Below are 17,080 nucleotides of genomic sequence, written 5' to 3'. Positions count from 1 at the left end.
GAGCGCCGCGAACCTATCGCGGCGCTCAGTCGACGCGGGCGGTGCCGAGCCGGCTGACCATCGCCGGATCGCGGTGGTCGAAGAACATCGACGTGCCGGTGTCCAGCGCGGCGATGTGGGTCATGTCCTGATCGGTGAGTTCGAAGTCGAACACGGCGAGGTTCTCGGCCATGCGCTCGGGCCGCACGGACTTGGGGATGACGACGACGCCGCGCTGGATGAGCCAGCGCAGCACGACCTGGGCGACGGACTTGCCGTGCGTTCGGCCGATCTCGGTCAGAACCGGGTTGGTGAACAGGTCGTTGCGCCCCTCGGCGAACGGTCCCCACGACTCGATCTGCACGCCCCGATCGGCCATGATCTGCTGGTCGGCCTCGCGCTGGAAGAACGGGTGCGTCTCGATCTGGTTCACCGCGGGGGTGATCTCGTTGTGCTCGATGAGGTCGACGAGCCGGTCGGGGTGGAAGTTCGAGACGCCGATGGCCTTGATCAGGCCTGCGCCGTGCAGCCGCTGCATGGCCCGCCAGGAGCTGTAGTAGTCGCCGAAGGGCTGGTGGATCAGGTACAGGTCCAGGTAGTCCAGCCCGAGGCGCTGCAGCGAGACGTCGAACGCGCGCTGGGCGTTGTCCTCGCCGGGGTCCTGGACCCACAGCTTGGTGGTGATGAACAGCTCGTCGCGGGGGATGCCGCTGTTCTTGATCGCGCGGCCGACGGCTTCCTCGTTGCCGTAGCCGGCGGCGGTGTCGATGGAGCGGTAGCCGGCGGCGAGGGCGTCGGTGACGACCTGCTCGGTCTGCTCGGCGGCGACCTGGTAGACGCCGAAGCCGAGGATCGGCATCTGCACGCCGTTGTTCAGGGTGGTCAGGCGGTTCTGCGGGGACATGGTCACGTCTTTCGTCGGCGGATGCGCTGCTGCTCGTGGTGTGCCCGCTGACCGAGCCGGCGAACCTGTTCCGGCGGACTGCTGTGCCGTGCAGCGGTTCGACGCGCAGTGGCCCCGCACCGCGATCTGGCAGTGCGAGGCCACTGGGGTGGAGGGGAACGCTGCCGTGCCGATCGTCCGATCGGGACGTGGTTCCGCCACCGAGGCCGGAACGCGCCCCGGTACGGCGTCGAGGGGACAGGCGGGCGCGGTGCTGGGGGAAGCGGTGGCTTCCCCCAGTTCGCTGCGATGATCGCGTCGAACTCCGCGCACACCAGATCGTCGTCCTCGCACAGCAACGCGACGAACTCCTCGTCGAGCGTTCGCGCGACCACGACCGCTCCCGGTCAGGCGTTGATCTGCTTGACGTCCTGTTCGGTGTTCGTGATGGCGATCTTGCGCGGCTTCGCCTTTTCCAGCACCGGGATGCGCAGGGTCAGCACACCCGCGTCGTAGGCGGCCTGGATGCGTTCGGTGTCGAGGGTGTCGCCCAGGAACAGCTGGCGGGAGAACACGCCCAGCGGTCGTTCCGCGACCTGCATCTCGACGTTGTCACCGGTGATCGTCGGCCGCCGTTCCGCCTTCACGGTCAGCACGTTGCGTTCGACGTCCAGCTCGATGGCGTCCGCGGACACGCCCGGCAGGTCGAACGCCACCACGAACTCGTCGCCAGAGCGGTAGGCGTCCATCGGCATCGCCGTGGGCCGTGACCACGTGCCCGGCCCGGTGAACACCTGCTGCGCCAAGCGGTCCAGCTCCCGGAACGGGTCAGTGCGCATCAACATCCGGCACCTCCTCGATGTTGTCTTCTGCTGTCAACGCGCACATCTGTTGTAACATGTCGTCGGAACGATGACAAGTAGGATGTCGTCGAAAGGATGACAACATGCCGATCGGCGACTACGAGGCGGTGCGCGCCGCCGCGAGCCCAGACGAAGAACTCAGCGAGACCCAGGTGCTGGCGGCACTGGTCCTGCTGCGTGAGCTGCGAGCCGAGCTCGCCGGCTGGGAACCTCAGCTGATCGCGGCCGCCCGCGCGCTCGGCACCAGCTGGGCGGATCTGGCGCCCGCGCTCGGCGTGGCCAGCCGTCAGGCCGCGGAACGCCGCTATCTGCGCCTGCGACCGTCCGATCTGGACGGATCCACCGGCGATGACCGCGTGCGGGCCGAACGTGACCGGCGTGCGGGTGATCGCGCGGTGTCGTCGTGGGCCCGCGACAACGCGGCCTCGTTGCGCAGCCTCGCCGGACATGTCGGTGAGGTCGACCCGGCGGTTCTCGAAGCGCTGTCCGGGAACGACGCCGCGGAGCTGCTCAGCCCGCTGGCGAACGCACACGACCAACTCCGGGCGACGCACCCAGGTCTGGCTGACCAGATCGCCGCGATCGGCGTGCAGACCGACCAGGTGCGCCGCGACACCCAGGATCGCCGGGCAGGACTCGACTGACTCGGGCAACAGCCGGCGTCACGAACCTGTCGTCAGCTCATCTGTCTGCGCGCCTTGAACTGCGGGCTGGTGATCCCAGTCGTCTGGATGTTCGGGCTTGCCGAACAGGTAGCCCTGGGCGTAGTCGCATCCCTCGCGGCGCAGCCACTCCGCCTGGTCCTGGGTCTCGACGCCTTCGGCGACCGTGCGGGCACCGAGCACGTCGGCCAGATCGAGAACGCAGCGCACGACACTCGCTGTGCGGCCCGTCTCGTCGAGTGCGCCGACGAACGACCTGTCTATCTTCACCAGGTCGAACGGATAGCGCTGCAGGTAGCTCAGCGACGAATAGCCCGTGCCGAAGTCGTCCAGGGCCACCTGGACCCCGCTGTCGCGAACCGCCATGAGTCCCTGCATCGCGGCCTCGTCCGCCCACACGGACTCCGTCACCTCCAGGGTCAACTTCTCCGGTGGCAGGCTGGTGGACCGCAGAACGCCGCGCAACGACGTCACGAAAGCCGACGACGAGAGCTGCCTCGTGGAGACGTTCACCGTGATGCCGAGCGCTCGGCCTTCGGTCGACCACCGCGTTCCTTGGGCACAGGCCGCTTCGAGCACTCGATCACCGAGCGGAATGATCAGGCCCGTCTCCTCGGCGAGCCCGATGAACTCGTCCGGCCTCAGCAGGCCTCGATCGGGTCGCTGCCAGCGAACCAGCGCTTCGGCCCCGGTGACGCGCGAGGTCGTGAGGTCGATGATCGGCTGGTAGTGCACCACCATCTGGTCGCCGTGCACGGCGGCGCGCAAGTCCGCCTTGTCGCGCTGCCGGGCCTGCACACGCGCGCCGATCTCGTCCTGGAACACCTTCGCCCGTGCACCGCCTTCCTTCTTGGCGATGTACATCGCGGCATCGGCGTCCCGAAGCAACTCCGCCGCGGTGGTTCCGGGCGCGGAGACCGCGACGCCGATGCTCGCGCGGATGTCCCGTTCCGGTCCCGTCATGAGCGCCGCCAGTATTCGATCGGCCAGTCGAGCGGACTCGACCATCCCGGATCGCGTTGCCAGCACGGCGAATTCGTCGCCTCCGAGCCTCGCCGCGGTCACCTCGTGCGGGATCGCTCGGGCTGTCCGCCGGGCGAACTCCCTCAGGTACTCATCTCCGGCGTCGTGTCCGTCAGCATCGTTGACCTCCTTGAACTGGTCGAGATCGATGACGAGCAAGCCGACCGGCTCTCCGGTGCTCAGCGCGGTCTCGAGGAGGTGCAGGAAGTGCGGGCGGCTGGCCAGCCCGGTCAGGTCGTCCTGCTCGGCGCGAATCCGAAGCGCGTCCTCCTGGCGGCGACGCTCGCTGACGTCCACGGCGACCACCAGCGTGAGTTCCGGTCTCGACTCCTGCGGCACCGTCGCGGTGTGCACCTCGAACACGTCGCCGTCGACGTTCAGTTCGACAGGGCCCGCGGCTCGACCGCACTCCTCGCACCGCACCAGGTTGATCTGATGGCGGCACCGCACTTCACGGGTGCCGTTCTGCTGGGCGAACATCGCCTGTGCTCTGGCGTTGCGCAGTATCGAGGTGCCTGTGTCGTCGACGAGAAAAATGCCGACCGGGCTGGCATCGATGACCGCGTGGACGGCTTGACGCGCGTCCCGCTCGTGCCGGGCCGCGCTCAAGGTGGCGTGCAGGGCGGCAGAGCCGATGACGAGGCCGAGGAGTGGCAGGAGGCTCGCCATCAGTCCGTCGAGATCGACGTTCTCCGTGCGGACCGCGGAAAGAATCGACGTGACCTGGCCGGCGACATAGCCGACCGGGGCAGGGATGGCCTTGACGAGAGCCCTGCTGCTCCCGCCGCTGAGCACTCTCCTGGTCACGACCCCGAACAGGAACGCGACGGCGGGCTGAGGCACGGGAAGAACGAGCACCGACCCGGCGAGCACCACTGCTTCCGCGGCGGCGACGAACCACCGGTCGCCACCGGACCACTTCCAGGAGCACAACACGACCAGGAGCAGCAAGATCAGCGTCGCCCTGGCGGCCAGAGCGGTCTCCGCGAGCACCAACTGCGTTGCGAGGCCGATGCCGCCCAGCCAAGCGAAAACGTTGGTCAACACCTTGACGTTCCGCAAAACGCGGCCGTACGGAGGTTCAGCCACGTGCCCGCCGGCTTGTTCGCGGGAGTCCCAGATCAACTCGCCCCAATCGCGTCCCGTCCTGAACCGGAAGCGTGCTGCTGCCGATCAGGACATCTTGGTACGCGGGGGATAGAACTCAACCGCCGTTCGGGCGTCCTCGGACAACCGCCGTCGACGATTCGATCGTCTGATCACTTACGGCAATCAGAGAAGTACTTTCAGTCCACTTGTACGTGCGCGTTCAACTGTCTCATTTGGCTGGACGCGTTGTGCCGCAACCACTTCAGCCGATCCGATTCGCGGCGAATGGTCAAGTTCCGCAGGAGCCCCTTGGTCGAGTTGGCAATACGTCGAAGATTCTTCGTCGCTATCATCTGCGCTTGTGCCGAAGTCCAGCTCCGATATGACCGGTGTCCTGCTCGAGCGGCGCTATCGGTTGGACGCGGTGTTCCTGCGTCGCGCCATCTCCACCGTGTACCGGGGCGTCGACGTCCGTCTGGAACGAGCGATCGCCGTGGAGGTCCTGGACTCCGCGCTGTTGTCGGACCCCGCGTTCGTCGCCGAGTTCGAGCGGGAAGCGCGTGCCGCGGCGCGACTGCGCCACCCGGCCGTGGTGGCCGTGCACGACCAGTGCGTCGACGGTGATCAGGTCTTCCTGGTCATGGACCTGATCGACGGCGGCAGTCTCCGCGCTCTGCTGGCAGAACGCGGGAAGCTGGCACCCGCCGTCGCGTTGAGCGTGGTCGGCCCTGTGCTGTCCGCGCTGAGCGCCGCCCGTCACGCCGGCTTGGTGCACGGTGACGTCAAGCCGGAGAACGTGCTCATCGGCAGCGGCGGCAAGGTGCAGGTCGCCGGCTTCGGCATGGTGCGCTCCAGGGCAGCCGCCGATGGCTCTGCGGTGTACTCCTCCCCGGAGAGGATGAACAGCGGCGTGCGTGATGCGCGCGGCGACGTGTACTCGGTGGGAATCCTGCTGTACGAAATGCTCACGGGTGCGGCCCCTCGCCTCGGCGCCACCGCCGTGAACGCGGTTCCGTCCATTGCCGGCGTACCGCTCGCACTGGACAACCTGGTGCGCCGAGCGACCCGGCCGGATCCCGCGTTGCGGCCGGCGGACGCCACGGTGTTCCTGGCGGAGCTGGAACGCGTCGGGGTCGCACTGGGCCTGCAGCCCCAGCCGGTCCCCGTTCCCGGCACGCCGCTCGAGCAAGACCGCACGATCGTGATGCGCCCGGTGGCCGTGACCACCAGTGAGACCCCGTCGTCGGCCGAGCGAACCCGGCCGGTGCGCAAGCCTGTTAGGGCATCCAGGCCGAAGAAGGACCTCGCCGAGGAGAAGCGGCGGCGTCGGCAACGTCGCGTCGTGCTCTGGGCCGGCGCTGCGGTCGTGGCGGCACTGGTCGCCGGCGCGTCGTGGTGGTGGCTGGGCACGGAAGCCCGGACGGTGGTGCCGCAGATCGGCGGTCAGAGCGAGACGAACGCGATGGCACAGGTGCGAGACGCCTCGCTCAGTGCTCAGGTCGTCCGCGTACCCAGTGACGACGTGCCCAACGGCAACGTGCTGCGCACCGAACCCGGCAACGGCACCGAGCTGGCGAAGGGGTCCTCGATCACGGTCTACGTGTCACGAGGCCGCCCGGTGGTGCCGTTCATCAACACCGGCCTCGACGTCGAGTCGGCGATCAAGGAGATCGACGGCGCCGGCCTCAAGGGGGTCATGGACGAGGCCAAGAACAGCTTCAGCGACACCGTGGCGCCCGGCAAGGTGATCGGACTGGATCCGCGGCCAGGTACACCGCTGCAGATCGGCACCCCGGTGACGCTGGTGCTGAGCAAGGGTCCGGCACCGAAGAAGCCTCTGCCGAACGTGACGGGCTTGACCAAGGACGAAGCGATCGCCGAACTGCAGCGCAACGGACTCCAAGGCGTCGAGGGGCCGGCGGAGTTCTCCGCAACGGTCGACACGGGCCGCGTCATCAGAACGGATCCACCGCCGGGCACGGTGCTGGGTCCGGAGCAAACCTCCGTGTCACTCGTGCTGTCGAATGCGATCACCATGCCCGAGCTGCGCGGTAAAGCGGTCAAAGACGCCCGAGCGGAACTGCAAGCCCTCGGACTTCAGGTCACGGTGGCATCGCCGAACGGCGAAGACGTGGCCTGTGCCGCCCAGTCCGTCGAACCGGGCCAGCGCGTCCCGCCCGGAGCCATGATCACCGTCGCCGGCGCGTGATCCTGGGCGACCTTCGCGACCGGGAGCACGACCTCCGACCTGCTTTCGATCCGGGAAGGCGCATCCACCGGCCGCACTGCGGTCGTACCTCGTGGTGACATCCGTCCTCGACGAGGGGAACGACCTTGAGCACTCGACTGATCCGCATCGCCTCCGTTGCCGTGGTCCTGGCAGCGGCCGCAGTCGGCGGGACCTCGCCCGCCATCGCCCAGCAGGCCTCGCAGGTCTCCGTCGTGCACGGAATCCCCGGCCAGCCCGTCGACGTGTACGTCAACGGCAAGAAGACGGTCGAGAACTTCCAGCCCGCGGCGGTCGCAGGCCCGCTCGAGCTCGCCGCAGGCACCTACGACGTGGCGCTGACCAAACCGGGCGAGCCCATCGGCAGCGCCATCCTGCAGAACAAGGCCCTCGCCGTGCCCGCGGGCAAGAACCTCTCCGTCGCGGCGCACCTCGACACGGCCGGAAAACCTGTGCTCACCGCGTTCGCCAACGACACGGCGATGATCGCCGCCGGTCAGGCGCGTCTGGTGGTGCGCCACATCGCTGCGGCCCCCGCGGTGGACGTGCGTGCGGGCGGCAAACCGGTCTTCACCGCACTGACCAACCCCAATGAGGTGAAGGCAGATCTTCCGGCCGGTACGGTCAACGCCGATGTCGTGCTGGCGGGGACCACGACCGTCGCGATCGGTCCCCAGGACATCGATCTGAAAGCCGGCACGTCGACCATCGTCCACGCCATCGGATCAGCTGAAGGCAAGACGCTGGGACTGGCCGTGCAAACCCTTTCCGGCCTGGGCGGAGCACCGACGGGGATGCCCGCCGGTCGCGGTCCGGTGGACAACGGCGCGGGCCTCGTGCCGTTGCTCGTTCTCGCAGGTCTCTCGTTAGCCGGTCTCGTCTTCGCCACTCGTCGTGTCGTGACGTACGGCTCACGGTGAAGTGGTGGGCCGGGCTCGCGGCCGCCACTGTCGTTGTCGTCGCCGCGCTGATCTTCTGGTCCGCAGGCTCGGGTGCGGAGAACTTCGGCGAGAACGTCGTCCGCGATCTCGCGACTACGAGCCCGGCCCCGCCGTCCACAGCCGGACCCGTTCCACCGGTTGCGGTACAACAAGGACTGCCCGCCGTGCGCGTCCCGGTGAGACCGGTGCGGCTGTCCATCCCCGCGATCGGACTCCGCGCCCAGGTGGTCCCCACCGGCGTGGACGACAAGGGCGAGTTCTTCGTGCCTCCCAGCGTCGACGAGGTCGGGTGGTACCGCTTCGGCCCGGGTCTTGGCGAGACAGCCGGATCAGTGGTGATCGGAGGACACGTCGACGACGCCGAATCCGGTCCAGGTGCCTTCTACCGGCTGCGAGATCTGACCGGCGGCGACCCGATCTCCGTCACCGGCGAAGACGGCTCGACTCGTGTTTTCCGCGTGGTGGCAAAGGAACAGGTGCCGAAGAAAACCCTCGACCTGACACCGTACTTCTCCACCGGGGGATCGGTGCGCCTCACGCTGTTCACCTGCGGCGGCACGCTCGACGACGATGTGCGCTCCTATGTGGACAACGTCATCGTCACCGCGGCGCCGGTCTGAGAAGACCAGAGGCGGGTGTGCGTTGGGTCGGATCAGGCCTTCGGGTCGGACGGCTTGCCCGCGAGCTCGCCGGCCTCGTCCTCAGAACCGGTGTCGAGCAGGTTGGTGTGCTTCGCGTTCTGCAGGGCTACGGTCTCCTCGACCGGGTCCGGCGACCACGTGCTGCCGGCGACCGGGTGACCGGCCGAGCCGAGCTTGTTCATCTTCTTCGGCACCGACGCGCCCTGATAGGCGAGCGGGATCGGATGACCGTGGTCGTCCACCGGGCCCAGCGGCTGGTGGATCTCGATGAACTCACCGTGCGGCAGACGCTTGATGATGCCGGTCTCGACACCGTGCTCGAGCACCTCCCGGTCACCGCGCTGCAGACCGATGCAGATCCGGTACGCGATGAAGTACGCGATCGGAGGCAGCACCAGCATGCCGATGCGGCCCATCCACGTCGTCAGGTTCAACGAGATGTCGAACTGGTAGGCGAAGATGTCGTTACCGCCCATGAGCAGCAACACCATGAAGTACGTGATCGCCATCCAGCCCAGCGCCGTGCGGACCGGAACGTCACGCGGGCGCTGCAGCAGGTTGTGGTGCGCGTAGTCCTTGGTCATCTTGCGCTCGATCCACGGATACACCGCCGCGATACCGGTCAGCAGCGGCAAACCCAGGATGAACGGCAGGAACGCGGCCGGGATCGTGTAGTTGCCCAGGTAGAACTCCCACGCCGGCCAGATGCGGACCAGACCGTCGGTCCAGCCCATGTACCAGTCAGGCTGCGAACCGGCGGAGATCTGCGCGGGGTTGTACGGGCCGAAGTTCCAGATCGGGTTGATCTGGAACACCCCACCCATGATCGCGATGACACCCACGACGATGGCGAAGAAGCCACCGCCCTTCGCCGCGAACACCGGCATGATCCGGACACCGACGACGTTGGTCTCCTTGCGGCCCACACCCGGGAACTGCGTGTGCTTCTGATACCACACCAGCGCCAGGTGCGCCGCGATCAGACCCAGGATGATCGCCGGGATGATCAGGATGTGCGCGGTGTAGAGCATCGGGATGATGTCCGTGCCCGGGAACTCCCCGCCGAACATCAACCAGTTGATCCAGGTGCCGACCACGGGGAACGAGATCAGCAGCGCCGCCATCACCCGCAGGCCCGTGCCCGAGAGCAGGTCGTCGGGCAGCGAGTACCCCAGGAACCCCTCGATCGCGCCGAGCATGAACAACACGATGCCGATGACCCAGTTGATCTCACGCGGCTTGCGGAACGCGCCGGTGAAGAAGATCCGGAACATGTGCACCACGATCGCCGCCATGAACAGCAACGCCGCCCAGTGGTGCACCTGACGCACGAACAGGCCGCCACGCGTCTCGAACGAGATGTCGAGCGTGGACGCGAACGCCCGCGACATCTCGATCCCGCGCAGGTTCTCGAACGTGCCGTTGTAGGTGACCTCGGTCATCGACGGATCGAAGAACAACGCCAGATACGTACCCGACAACAACAACACGATGAAGCTGTACAGGGCGATCTCACCGAGCAGGAACGACCAGTGCGTCGGGAACACCTTGTTCAGCTGTTTGCGCAGGCCAGAGGCCGCGTGGTACCGCTCGTCGGCAGCGTTGGCCGCCGCCCCTGCGACGCGCGCGGCCGCGTTGGCCGGCTTCGTCGGCGTGGTGATGGCACTCATGACTTACGCTCCCAGAACGCCGGACCCACAGCCTCGACGAAGACGCTGCGGGCAACCAAAACTTCGTTCCGCATCTGACGGTAAGCGAGCACGAGGTCGATCGCCCAACGATGGATCGAACCAGTGTCGCGGGCTGAGAACCGTCACGGCCCGGCCGTGACGGTTCTCAGCCCAGGTTTCCTTGCAGCACGCTCGTTCCGTGCTCCTGCTGACCCAGCCGTTGCGTCGAGACGTCCACCACGCGGTAGGTGGCCAGGTCCACACCCGGTGGCACTGGCAGGTCGACCTGTCCGCTCCTGAGAACACCGAGCGGGATCATGGTGGTCACACCGTCGAAGAGCCACACCTGGTAAAGCCCTTCAGGTGCGGGCATTCCGTCGACGGAGACCCGCAGCACCGTGTGGTCGGCTGTGCGCACCACGCGCGCCGTGCCGTTCGCCGTGGCGGGGGCGGCCGGGAGTCTGGTCAGTTCGGCCTGGACCAGCACCTGGTCGACGATCACCGAATCGGGCGTGGTGACGCGGTCGACGATGATCGTGCCCGCCGACCCGGCGAGCGCGGCCACGGCGGCGACGGCCAGCAGCGGGCGCCATCCGCGTGCGCGGCCCAACGGTACGACCGAGGCTGGAGAGTTCTTCTGACCTGTCTCCGCGGCGATGCCGAGCCAGACGTCTTCGGACGGCATGGGCAGATCCCGTTCCGAGCGGGTCTCGCGCCCGATCTCCACGACCTCGCGCAGCGAGGCGAGCTCGGTGCGGCACACCGCGCAGAACCGCACGTGTTCCACAGTGGACTCGTCTGTGACCGTCTCGCCCAGGGCCATCAACGTGAGCAGGTCGGGGTCAGCGTGCGCCACCGTCCACCTCCCATCGCTGCCTGAGCCTGGCCATGCCGCGGCGCAGGTGGCTCTTCACGGTGCCCAGTGGAGTCCCCGTCGCCGCGGCGATCTGCTCGTGCGTGAGGTCATCGTAGAAGGCGAGCAGGAGAACGCGTTGTTGCTGGGGTGGCAGTTCCCCGATCGCCTCGAGCATCACCATCCTGTCGACCACGCGGTCCGGCCTCACCGGTTCGTCCGATGCCGTGCCGCCGCCGGTGCTGTGCAGAACCTTGACGACGTTCTCGTCGCGTGTGCGCGAGCGCAGCACGTCGATCGCTCTGCGGCGGGCGATGGTGAGCAGCCAGACGAGCAGGCTGCCCTTGGCGGGATCGAAGCTCTCCCTGCTGCGCCACGCCGTCACGAACGTCACCTGCACGACGTCCTCGGCGTCCGCACGCGACGGAAGGCTCGCCACCGCCACCCGAAGGACAGCAGCGGCGTAGCGCTCGTAGACAGCACGCAACGCACCTTCGTCGCCGGCGACGAAGGACTTGGTCGTCTCGTCAACGGTGTCGCCGGCACCGGTCATCACGGTGACCACCGCGGGCAAGGTCGCACCACCTGACTGAATCTAGGGCTCGCGGGCGGGGTTCGCTCAACGGGCGGGCCGGGCCCGCCCACGACGCGGTGCGCGGGCCCGGACGGAGGAAGCCTCAGCGCAGCACCGGGTTGCCGTAGCCGATGACCAGCCCAGGGGTGAACGCGGTGACACCGAACGTGGTGTTCAGCACCGTCGCGGCACCGGCTGTGAGGGCCAGGGTGACACCTTGCGGCGTGGCGGCGCCGATGGTGAAGAGGTCGGCGCGCTGCTGGAAGTTGACCAGTCCGGACAGCACCCCGCGGTTGAGGTCGATCGTGTAGTTGGTCAGGTACAGGCGCGTGTGACCCGCCTGCAGCAGAAGACCACCGATGTGCTCGATCGTGCCGTCGGCCGGGTCGCCGACGATCGCGAAGCTGATCGCCGATCCCGTCCTGCCCGCGAAGACGGGCTTCACCTTGACCCCCAACGAGGTCAGTGCCGCCGAGGCGGCCGGGTCGAGGGTCAGATCGGTGCGCCCCTTGAAGAAGTTGCCCCACGTCTTGCCGTTCGAGGCCGTCGCGGACACAGGGGCGGCGGTGGCCGGTGCGGCCACCATCGCGCCACCACCGAGGGCAATGCCGAAGGCGATTGCGGCGGCGATCATGCGGTTGCGCATGGAAGCACTCCTCATCGGTCGTGCGGAACTGGTCTGGATGGGTACGACCGGCACCACCCCGGCGGATGCACCTGCCGGAGAAATTCCGGCGTGATCGAGCAGACACGAACCCGATCCGCCTCCGCTGCGAACCAACCAGGAGAACGGAGGCTCGTTGTGAACTCGCACCGAAACGAAAACCCCGTACTGATCACCTCTGCCGCCCCGTCCTACCAGGACCAGCTCGCGGCCCGACGGCGCCGGTACGCCCTGATGATGAGCCTGCGCATCCCGTGCATCGTGCTGGCCGTGCTGTTCGCGCAGATCTGGTGGCTCGCGCTGATCTTCATCCTGCTTTCCGTCCCTCTGCCGTGGATGGCGGTCCTCATCGCCAACGACCGTCCGCCGCGCAAGGCGGAGACACCGCAGCGATTGCGCCGGTCGCGGCCTGAGCTCACGGCCGGCGATCAGGGTGAGGAGTCGCGGTGACGGACGAGGTCTTCGTGCGGTCCAGGTCAGCCTGACAACTCGCGGTAGAGCACGGCGAACGGCTCGGCGACGGCGTCGATGTGGAACCGCTCGCGCACGGTCTTCTGCCCAGCGGCTGCGATCGGTGCGGTGGCGGAGCCGAGACGCAGGACCTGCGCCAGTCCTTCGCCCAGCGACCGCGCGGCTGACGTGTCGACGAGGAAACCGTTGTGCCCGTGGTCGATGTAGCAGCTCAGACCGCCGCGAAGCGGGCCGATCGCGAGCAGCCCTGCCTCCATCGCTTCGAGCACCGCGATGCCGAACTCCTCCTTCGCGCTGGCGCAGGCGTAGACGTGCGGCGCGCCTGAGGACGGCGCGGCGGCCGCCAGTTCGTGCTGGAGCAGCCGCACGTCGTGGTTCGACCAGGCAGGCAGGACGGCGAGCCGTCCCCGTGCCGAGGGCTCGGAGCGGGCCAGCCCCAGCACCTCGTCGAGCACCTTCTGCTCGTCCGGTGTCCGGTCGGTGGAGGAGCCACCGATGATCACCAGCGCGGTCGAGTGGTGCAGACCCGCCTCCAGCCAGGCGCGCACCAGCAGCGGTTGCTGCTTCATCGGGTGCAACCTGCCCACGTTGAGCAGGACGGGCAGGCGCTCGGCGGAGACGTCGAGGCGGGGCAGTGCGGAGGGCGCGAACAACTCCGGCACCAGTGATCGCCCGGTCGGTGAGGGCGACGGTGCGATGCCTTCCTCGAGCGCTCCCAGGGCCGACGGGGTCAACTGCGGGAAGTGCGTCAGCACCTCGTCCTGCTTGCCGCCGATCGTGATCACCTGGTCGGCGCGTTCGACGAGGCGATCGGCGGTGTGCACGCGGTGCAGGTCGAATCGCATGGCGGTGAGGTCTTCGGTGTCCTCTGGATAGCGCTCGGCCAGGTGGCGGTGAGGATCCGGCGTGACGGTGAACACGAGCTTCGCGCCGAGCAGTCGTGCGGCATCGGCTACGGCGAGAGAGCCGTCATCGGAATAGCGGACGTGCACGACGTCTGGAGACAAACCGCAGCGCGGTAGAAGCCTGGTGAGCCACCACGTGATCTCCGCTCGGTGACGGGCCATGTCCGGCTGGGCCAGCGCGACCGGCGAGTCGACCGGCACGCGCACCGTCCAGTGGTCGAGCGGGCCGTTCCCTTGGACGGTGACGGTGGTCGGTTCCGGGGCGAGCACGACGGTGACCACACGTCCGATGTCGTCGCGCGTGACCAACGCCTCGGCCAGGGAGGAGAGGAAGACGGTGAGCCCGCCGCTCGCACCCTCGCCCGGTCTCGCGGTTCCGCCGATGAGCATCGCTTGGGCGATCGTGGGTCCTGTCGTGGGTGGTACGACCGGAAGCGAGATGTCGTCGTGCAGGAGGTCGAGCATTAGTTTTTGATAGGGGGAGCGAGGATCTGCGTCGACGGGCACGCCTAACGCGTCGAGGTATCTCCACAGCGTCGGCCCCGCGACGAGTTCACGCGCCTCGTCGGGGGCGAGTGGCGTGAGGTGGTGCAGCCAGGCCGCGTCCATCAGCCATGCGCGCACGTCTCTGTCCTCAGTGGACAAGATCGCTCGGCGCAGCTCGGCTGTCGTGGCGTTCTCGCCGTGCGTTCGCACTGTCGCCGGAATGTGTTCGCAGATCAGGGAGAAGGTGGTCGCACGCGGATCGCGCACCAGGGAGTTGGTCAGACTGTGAGGGCTCTGCGCCCCAGGGGCGTTCTCGGCCTGCCGGGATTCCAGTGCTCGCTGTACTTCTGGATGTGTCCGCACCTCTGGTGTTCGAACCAGAGGGTGCCTTCGGATCGAACAACTTCCAGTGATGTCAGCAAGGAGGAGCCCGGTGCCGCGTTTCGTCGTCGTCAGCCCACCGTTTCGTTCGCACGCCCAGCCCATGTCCGTGTTCGCGACAGCGTTGAGCACGGTGGGTGCTCAGGCGGTGACGTTCGCCTGCGGGTCCGAGTTCGCCGACCTCGCTCCCGATATCCCCTTCGTGGCAATGAGAACCACTCGTGACTCGAACAGCGGCATTGCCGAACGGACCGCGCAGGACGCGCGTTCGGCACGCGGCCTGACCGACTTCCTCGAAGCCACCAGGGCAGGTGCGGCGGCGGCACTGCTCACGCAGACACGGCGACGCAGAACAGAACTGCTCGCTGCCCCGGAGCAGGTGATGCACGATCTCAGCGCGTTGCACGACCGCCTGCGGCCTGACTGGTACGTCGTCGACCAGATCGACTACGCCACCGGTCTTGCCTTGCACGCGCTCGATCTGCCTTTCGTGTCCTACGTCACCGGTCATCCGACTTACCTCGTGTCGCGTTACGACCAGTTCTTCGGGCTGCCGCAGGTGTGGCCGACCGCTGTGCGGCCGTCGACGGAAGATCTCGCCGAACTGGCCGTGGAGGTGCGCCACACCGACCGCGCTCTCACTGCCGCGTTCGCCGGATTTCTGAAGGAGTTCGCGCCGAGGCGGCCAGTGCCGTCCCGCGCGTTCGCGTTGACCTCCTCCCACGCCGCGGTGGTGAACTACCCGGAACTGCCGTGGTTGCCGCCGTTGCCGACGAACCAGCAGCAGATCTTCCTCGGCCACTGCACGACACCCGAACCGCTCGAAGACGTCTGGCTCGATCGCGTGCGAGGCCGGCGAGTTCTTCTCGTCGCGCTCGGCACGTTCCTGTCCGCGCGCGACGACGTGCTGCGCACGGTCGTTCGCGGCGCTTTGAAGATTCCCGATTTGACCATTGTGGTCGCTGCGGGAGGCCGTGTAGCCGAACTCGCTGACCTGCAAAGTGATTCACGTGTCGTGGTGGAGTCCGTCGTGCCTCAGCGCGCGTTGCTGCCGCACGTCGCCGCGATGGTTCACCACGGCGGCAACAACTCCTTCACCGAATGCCTGCAAGCGGGGGTTCCCGCGCTGGTGCTGCCGTTCTCCAGTGACCAGTTCTGCATCGCTCACGACGCTGAGAGGACACGCGCGGGCGTGTGTCTCGATCCCAACAGGGCCACACCTGAGGACGTGGCGGAGGCGTTGGGATCGTTGCTGGAGAAGCCCGAACCGTTCGCGGACCTGCGCGACGCTGTGCGCGCCGCAGGACCAGACGTGGGCGCCGCACGGCTGTTGGAAGTACTGCGGCACAGGTGAGAGCACGGTGCCCGCTCACCCCGGCACGCGTCCCAGGAGATGGCGGAGCGCCTGCTCGAGTTCGGGATGCCGGAACGCGTGCCCTGCCTTGGTGAGCGCGGCTGGCCGGACCAGCTGGCTCGCCTCGGCCAGTTCCCGCGCGCCCTGCTCCCCGAGCAGGAGGCGTGGCCCGAAAGCCGGGACCGGCAGCAGCGCGGGCCGGTGCAGCACCTTCGCCAGCGTGGCGGTGTAGGTGCTGTTGCGCACGGCCTCCGGGGCGACGGCGTTGACCGGCCCGGTGAGCGAGGTGTCGTAGAGCGCGCGGTGGTAGACGTCGACCAGGTCGTCCATGCCGATCCACGACTGCCACATCCGCCCGTCGCCGAGTCGTCCGCCCAGCCCGGCGGCGAACAGCGGGTGGAAGATCCGCAGCGTGCCGCCGGCGGGGGACTGGACGAGCCCGGTGCGCACCATCACCACGCGAACCCCAGCCTTCGCGGCGGGTTCGGTGGCGGCTTCCCAGTCGGCGACGACGTCCGCCAGGAAGCCCTCGCCGCGTTCGCTGTCCTCGGTGAGCTCCTCGTCGCCGCGGTCGTTGCCGTAGAAGCCGATCGCGGACGCGCTGACGAACACCGCCACACCGGTGGCCGCGGCGAGGTCGGCGAGCGCGCGGGTCGGTCCGATCCTGGAGGAGCGGATCGCCCGCCGGTGCGCCTCGGTGAACCTGCCCGCGATCGAGGCACCCGCGAGGTGCACCACGGCGTCCACGCCGGCCAGAAGATCAGGGGCGGGACGGTCGGGGTCCCAGCGCCGCTCGTCCGGGTGTGCGGGGGAGTGCCGCACCAACTTGACCACTCGATGGCCCGCTGTGCTGAGGAACGACCAGAGCGCGGTACCCACGAAGCCACTGGCTCCGGTGATCGCCACGGTCATCGGCCGGTCACCGGCCTCCCGCGCGGCAGCCTGCGCGGCGAGGTCGGCGGCGAGTTGACGGTGCCGGTAGGCGAACATCGACCGCAGCACGGCACCGGGCACCGGCGTGTCCACCCGGTCCGTCATCCGGGTCCGCTCGCCCTCGGCCTCGAACTCGTGGCTGTGCCGCCACCGCAATGCCCAGCTCAGCGGCGCGGAGTCGAGTTCGTCGACGAACCGATGGGGCGGGTCGTACTCGGTGTGCCGAGCACCCCAGCGCAATCCCAGCGGGAATCCCAGCACCGCACGGCCACCGTCGAGCGAGCCGGCCTCGCGCACCACGCCCACCGGCTGCCAGGGCGGTGTGAGGCGGTGGATCGCCCCCGGCCGCTCGTGCCAGGCGAACACCTCGTCCAGTGGTGCGTCGACGACGCTGGCGTAGGTCAGGGACATGGTTCAACGCTAAGTGCGCCACTGGGCGTTCGCTTGATGAGCGGGCACCCTGAATCTTCCTGTCGTTGTG

General features: G+C 68.1%; 15 protein-coding genes. 6 read left to right on the top strand and 9 right to left on the bottom strand.

Annotated features, from left to right (window positions below; translation table 11 throughout):
• Nucleotides 1-25: 25 nt before the first annotated feature.
• The gene (locus ACH413_RS34475; protein WP_360045688.1) at nt 26-883 is read right to left on the bottom strand and encodes an aldo/keto reductase; all 858 of its coding nucleotides are present in this window, start codon (nt 881-883) and stop codon (nt 26-28) included.
• A gap of 386 nt (nt 884-1,269) precedes the next feature.
• The gene (locus tag ACH413_RS34470) at nt 1,270-1,707 is read right to left on the bottom strand and encodes an Hsp20/alpha crystallin family protein (protein WP_360045689.1); all 438 of its coding nucleotides are present in this window, start codon (nt 1,705-1,707) and stop codon (nt 1,270-1,272) included.
• Nucleotides 1,708-1,808: 101 nt separating this feature from the next.
• On the opposite strand from ACH413_RS34470, the gene ACH413_RS34465 reads away from it, so the two are divergent.
• On the top strand, nt 1,809-2,369 hold the full coding sequence (locus ACH413_RS34465; protein WP_360045691.1) for an HSP18 transcriptional regulator: 561 nt from the start codon (nt 1,809-1,811) through the stop codon (nt 2,367-2,369).
• 18 nt (nt 2,370-2,387) lie between these two features.
• Here the strand turns inward: ACH413_RS34465 and ACH413_RS34460 are convergent, their stop codons facing one another.
• Nucleotides 2,388-4,454, bottom strand: coding sequence for an EAL domain-containing protein (locus ACH413_RS34460; RefSeq protein WP_360045693.1), 2,067 nt, complete (start codon nt 4,452-4,454; stop codon nt 2,388-2,390).
• A 406-nt stretch (nt 4,455-4,860) separates the two neighbouring features.
• On the opposite strand from ACH413_RS34460, the gene ACH413_RS34455 reads away from it, so the two are divergent.
• The 3 genes from ACH413_RS34455 to ACH413_RS34445 all read left to right on the top strand — a co-directional run bounded on the left by ACH413_RS34455 (nt 4,861) and on the right by ACH413_RS34445 (nt 8,287).
• Nucleotides 4,861-6,708, top strand: a complete 1,848-nt coding sequence (locus ACH413_RS34455; RefSeq protein WP_360045695.1) for a PASTA domain-containing protein — start codon at nt 4,861-4,863, stop codon at nt 6,706-6,708.
• 125 nt (nt 6,709-6,833) lie between these two features.
• A complete protein-coding gene (locus ACH413_RS34450) occupies nt 6,834-7,646 on the top strand; it encodes a DUF4397 domain-containing protein (RefSeq protein ID WP_360045697.1) in 813 nt (270 codons plus the stop codon).
• Nucleotides 7,643-8,287: a class F sortase gene (locus tag ACH413_RS34445; protein WP_360045699.1), complete on the top strand. Its 645-nt coding sequence runs from the start codon at nt 7,643-7,645 to the stop codon at nt 8,285-8,287. The genes ACH413_RS34450 and ACH413_RS34445 overlap by 4 nt, the downstream gene beginning before the upstream one ends.
• 32 nt (nt 8,288-8,319) lie before the next feature.
• On the opposite strand, the gene ACH413_RS34440 is transcribed toward ACH413_RS34445, so the two are convergent.
• The 4 genes from ACH413_RS34440 to ACH413_RS34425 form a co-directional block, all read right to left on the bottom strand.
• Nucleotides 8,320-9,978 carry a cytochrome bc complex cytochrome b subunit gene (locus ACH413_RS34440; RefSeq protein ID WP_396425417.1) on the bottom strand — a complete coding sequence of 553 codons (1,659 nt, stop codon included), beginning with the start codon at nt 9,976-9,978 and terminating at the stop codon, nt 8,320-8,322.
• Between the two features lie 166 nt (nt 9,979-10,144).
• Nucleotides 10,145-10,834 carry an anti-sigma factor gene (locus ACH413_RS34435; protein ID WP_360045092.1) on the bottom strand — a complete coding sequence of 230 codons (690 nt, stop codon included), beginning with the start codon at nt 10,832-10,834 and terminating at the stop codon, nt 10,145-10,147.
• Nucleotides 10,821-11,396 carry a sigma-70 family RNA polymerase sigma factor gene (locus ACH413_RS34430; protein WP_360045112.1) on the bottom strand — a complete coding sequence of 192 codons (576 nt, stop codon included), beginning with the start codon at nt 11,394-11,396 and terminating at the stop codon, nt 10,821-10,823. The genes ACH413_RS34435 and ACH413_RS34430 overlap by 14 nt, the downstream gene beginning before the upstream one ends.
• A 112-nt stretch (nt 11,397-11,508) precedes the next feature.
• Nucleotides 11,509-12,051 (bottom strand): hypothetical protein, encoded by a 543-nt coding sequence (locus ACH413_RS34425; RefSeq protein WP_360045089.1) that lies wholly within the window; start codon nt 12,049-12,051, stop codon nt 11,509-11,511.
• Nucleotides 12,052-12,207: 156 nt separating this feature from the next.
• Here ACH413_RS34425 and ACH413_RS34420 point away from each other — a divergent pair, with 156 nt between their 5' ends.
• Nucleotides 12,208-12,519: a DUF3099 domain-containing protein gene (locus tag ACH413_RS34420; protein WP_360045086.1), complete on the top strand. Its 312-nt coding sequence runs from the start codon at nt 12,208-12,210 to the stop codon at nt 12,517-12,519.
• A gap of 26 nt (nt 12,520-12,545) precedes the next feature.
• On the opposite strand, the gene ACH413_RS34415 is transcribed toward ACH413_RS34420, so the two are convergent.
• Nucleotides 12,546-14,069, bottom strand: a complete 1,524-nt coding sequence (locus ACH413_RS34415) for a glycosyltransferase family 4 protein (protein ID WP_360045083.1) — start codon at nt 14,067-14,069, stop codon at nt 12,546-12,548.
• A 451-nt stretch (nt 14,070-14,520) separates the two neighbouring features.
• Between ACH413_RS34415 and ACH413_RS34410 the strand changes: the two genes are divergently transcribed.
• Complete coding sequence (locus ACH413_RS34410) at nt 14,521-15,666, top strand: glycosyltransferase (protein ID WP_360045080.1); 1,146 nt, start codon at nt 14,521-14,523, stop codon at nt 15,664-15,666.
• 15 nt (nt 15,667-15,681) lie between these two features.
• Here the strand turns inward: ACH413_RS34410 and ACH413_RS34405 are convergent, their stop codons facing one another.
• On the bottom strand, nt 15,682-17,010 hold the full coding sequence (locus ACH413_RS34405) for a TIGR01777 family oxidoreductase (protein WP_360045077.1): 1,329 nt from the start codon (nt 17,008-17,010) through the stop codon (nt 15,682-15,684).
• Between the last annotated feature and the right edge of the window lie 70 nt (nt 17,011-17,080).

It is taken from the genome of Lentzea sp. NPDC020367 (assembly GCF_044387305.1).
Classification (GTDB): Bacteria; Actinomycetota; Actinomycetes; order Mycobacteriales; family Pseudonocardiaceae; genus Lentzea.
Note: the sequence above shows the minus strand (reverse complement) of the source record. Positions and strands in the feature narration are given on the sequence as shown.

What these genes read in the sequence shown, in the direction of transcription:
- ACH413_RS34405 (WP_360045077.1), bottom strand. Translation starts at nt 17,010, where the DNA reads ATGTCCCTGACCTACGCCAGCGTCGTCGACGCACCACTGGACGAGGTG.
- ACH413_RS34465 (WP_360045691.1), top strand. Translation starts at nt 1,809, where the DNA reads ATGCCGATCGGCGACTACGAGGCGGTGCGCGCCGCCGCGAGCCCAGAC.
- ACH413_RS34425 (WP_360045089.1), bottom strand. Translation starts at nt 12,051, where the DNA reads ATGCGCAACCGCATGATCGCCGCCGCAATCGCCTTCGGCATTGCCCTC.
- ACH413_RS34440 (WP_396425417.1), bottom strand. Translation starts at nt 9,978, where the DNA reads ATGAGTGCCATCACCACGCCGACGAAGCCGGCCAACGCGGCCGCGCGC.
- ACH413_RS34475 (WP_360045688.1), bottom strand. Translation starts at nt 883, where the DNA reads ATGTCCCCGCAGAACCGCCTGACCACCCTGAACAACGGCGTGCAGATG.
- ACH413_RS34410 (WP_360045080.1), top strand. Translation starts at nt 14,521, where the DNA reads ATGAGAACCACTCGTGACTCGAACAGCGGCATTGCCGAACGGACCGCG.
- ACH413_RS34470 (WP_360045689.1), bottom strand. Translation starts at nt 1,707, where the DNA reads ATGTTGATGCGCACTGACCCGTTCCGGGAGCTGGACCGCTTGGCGCAG.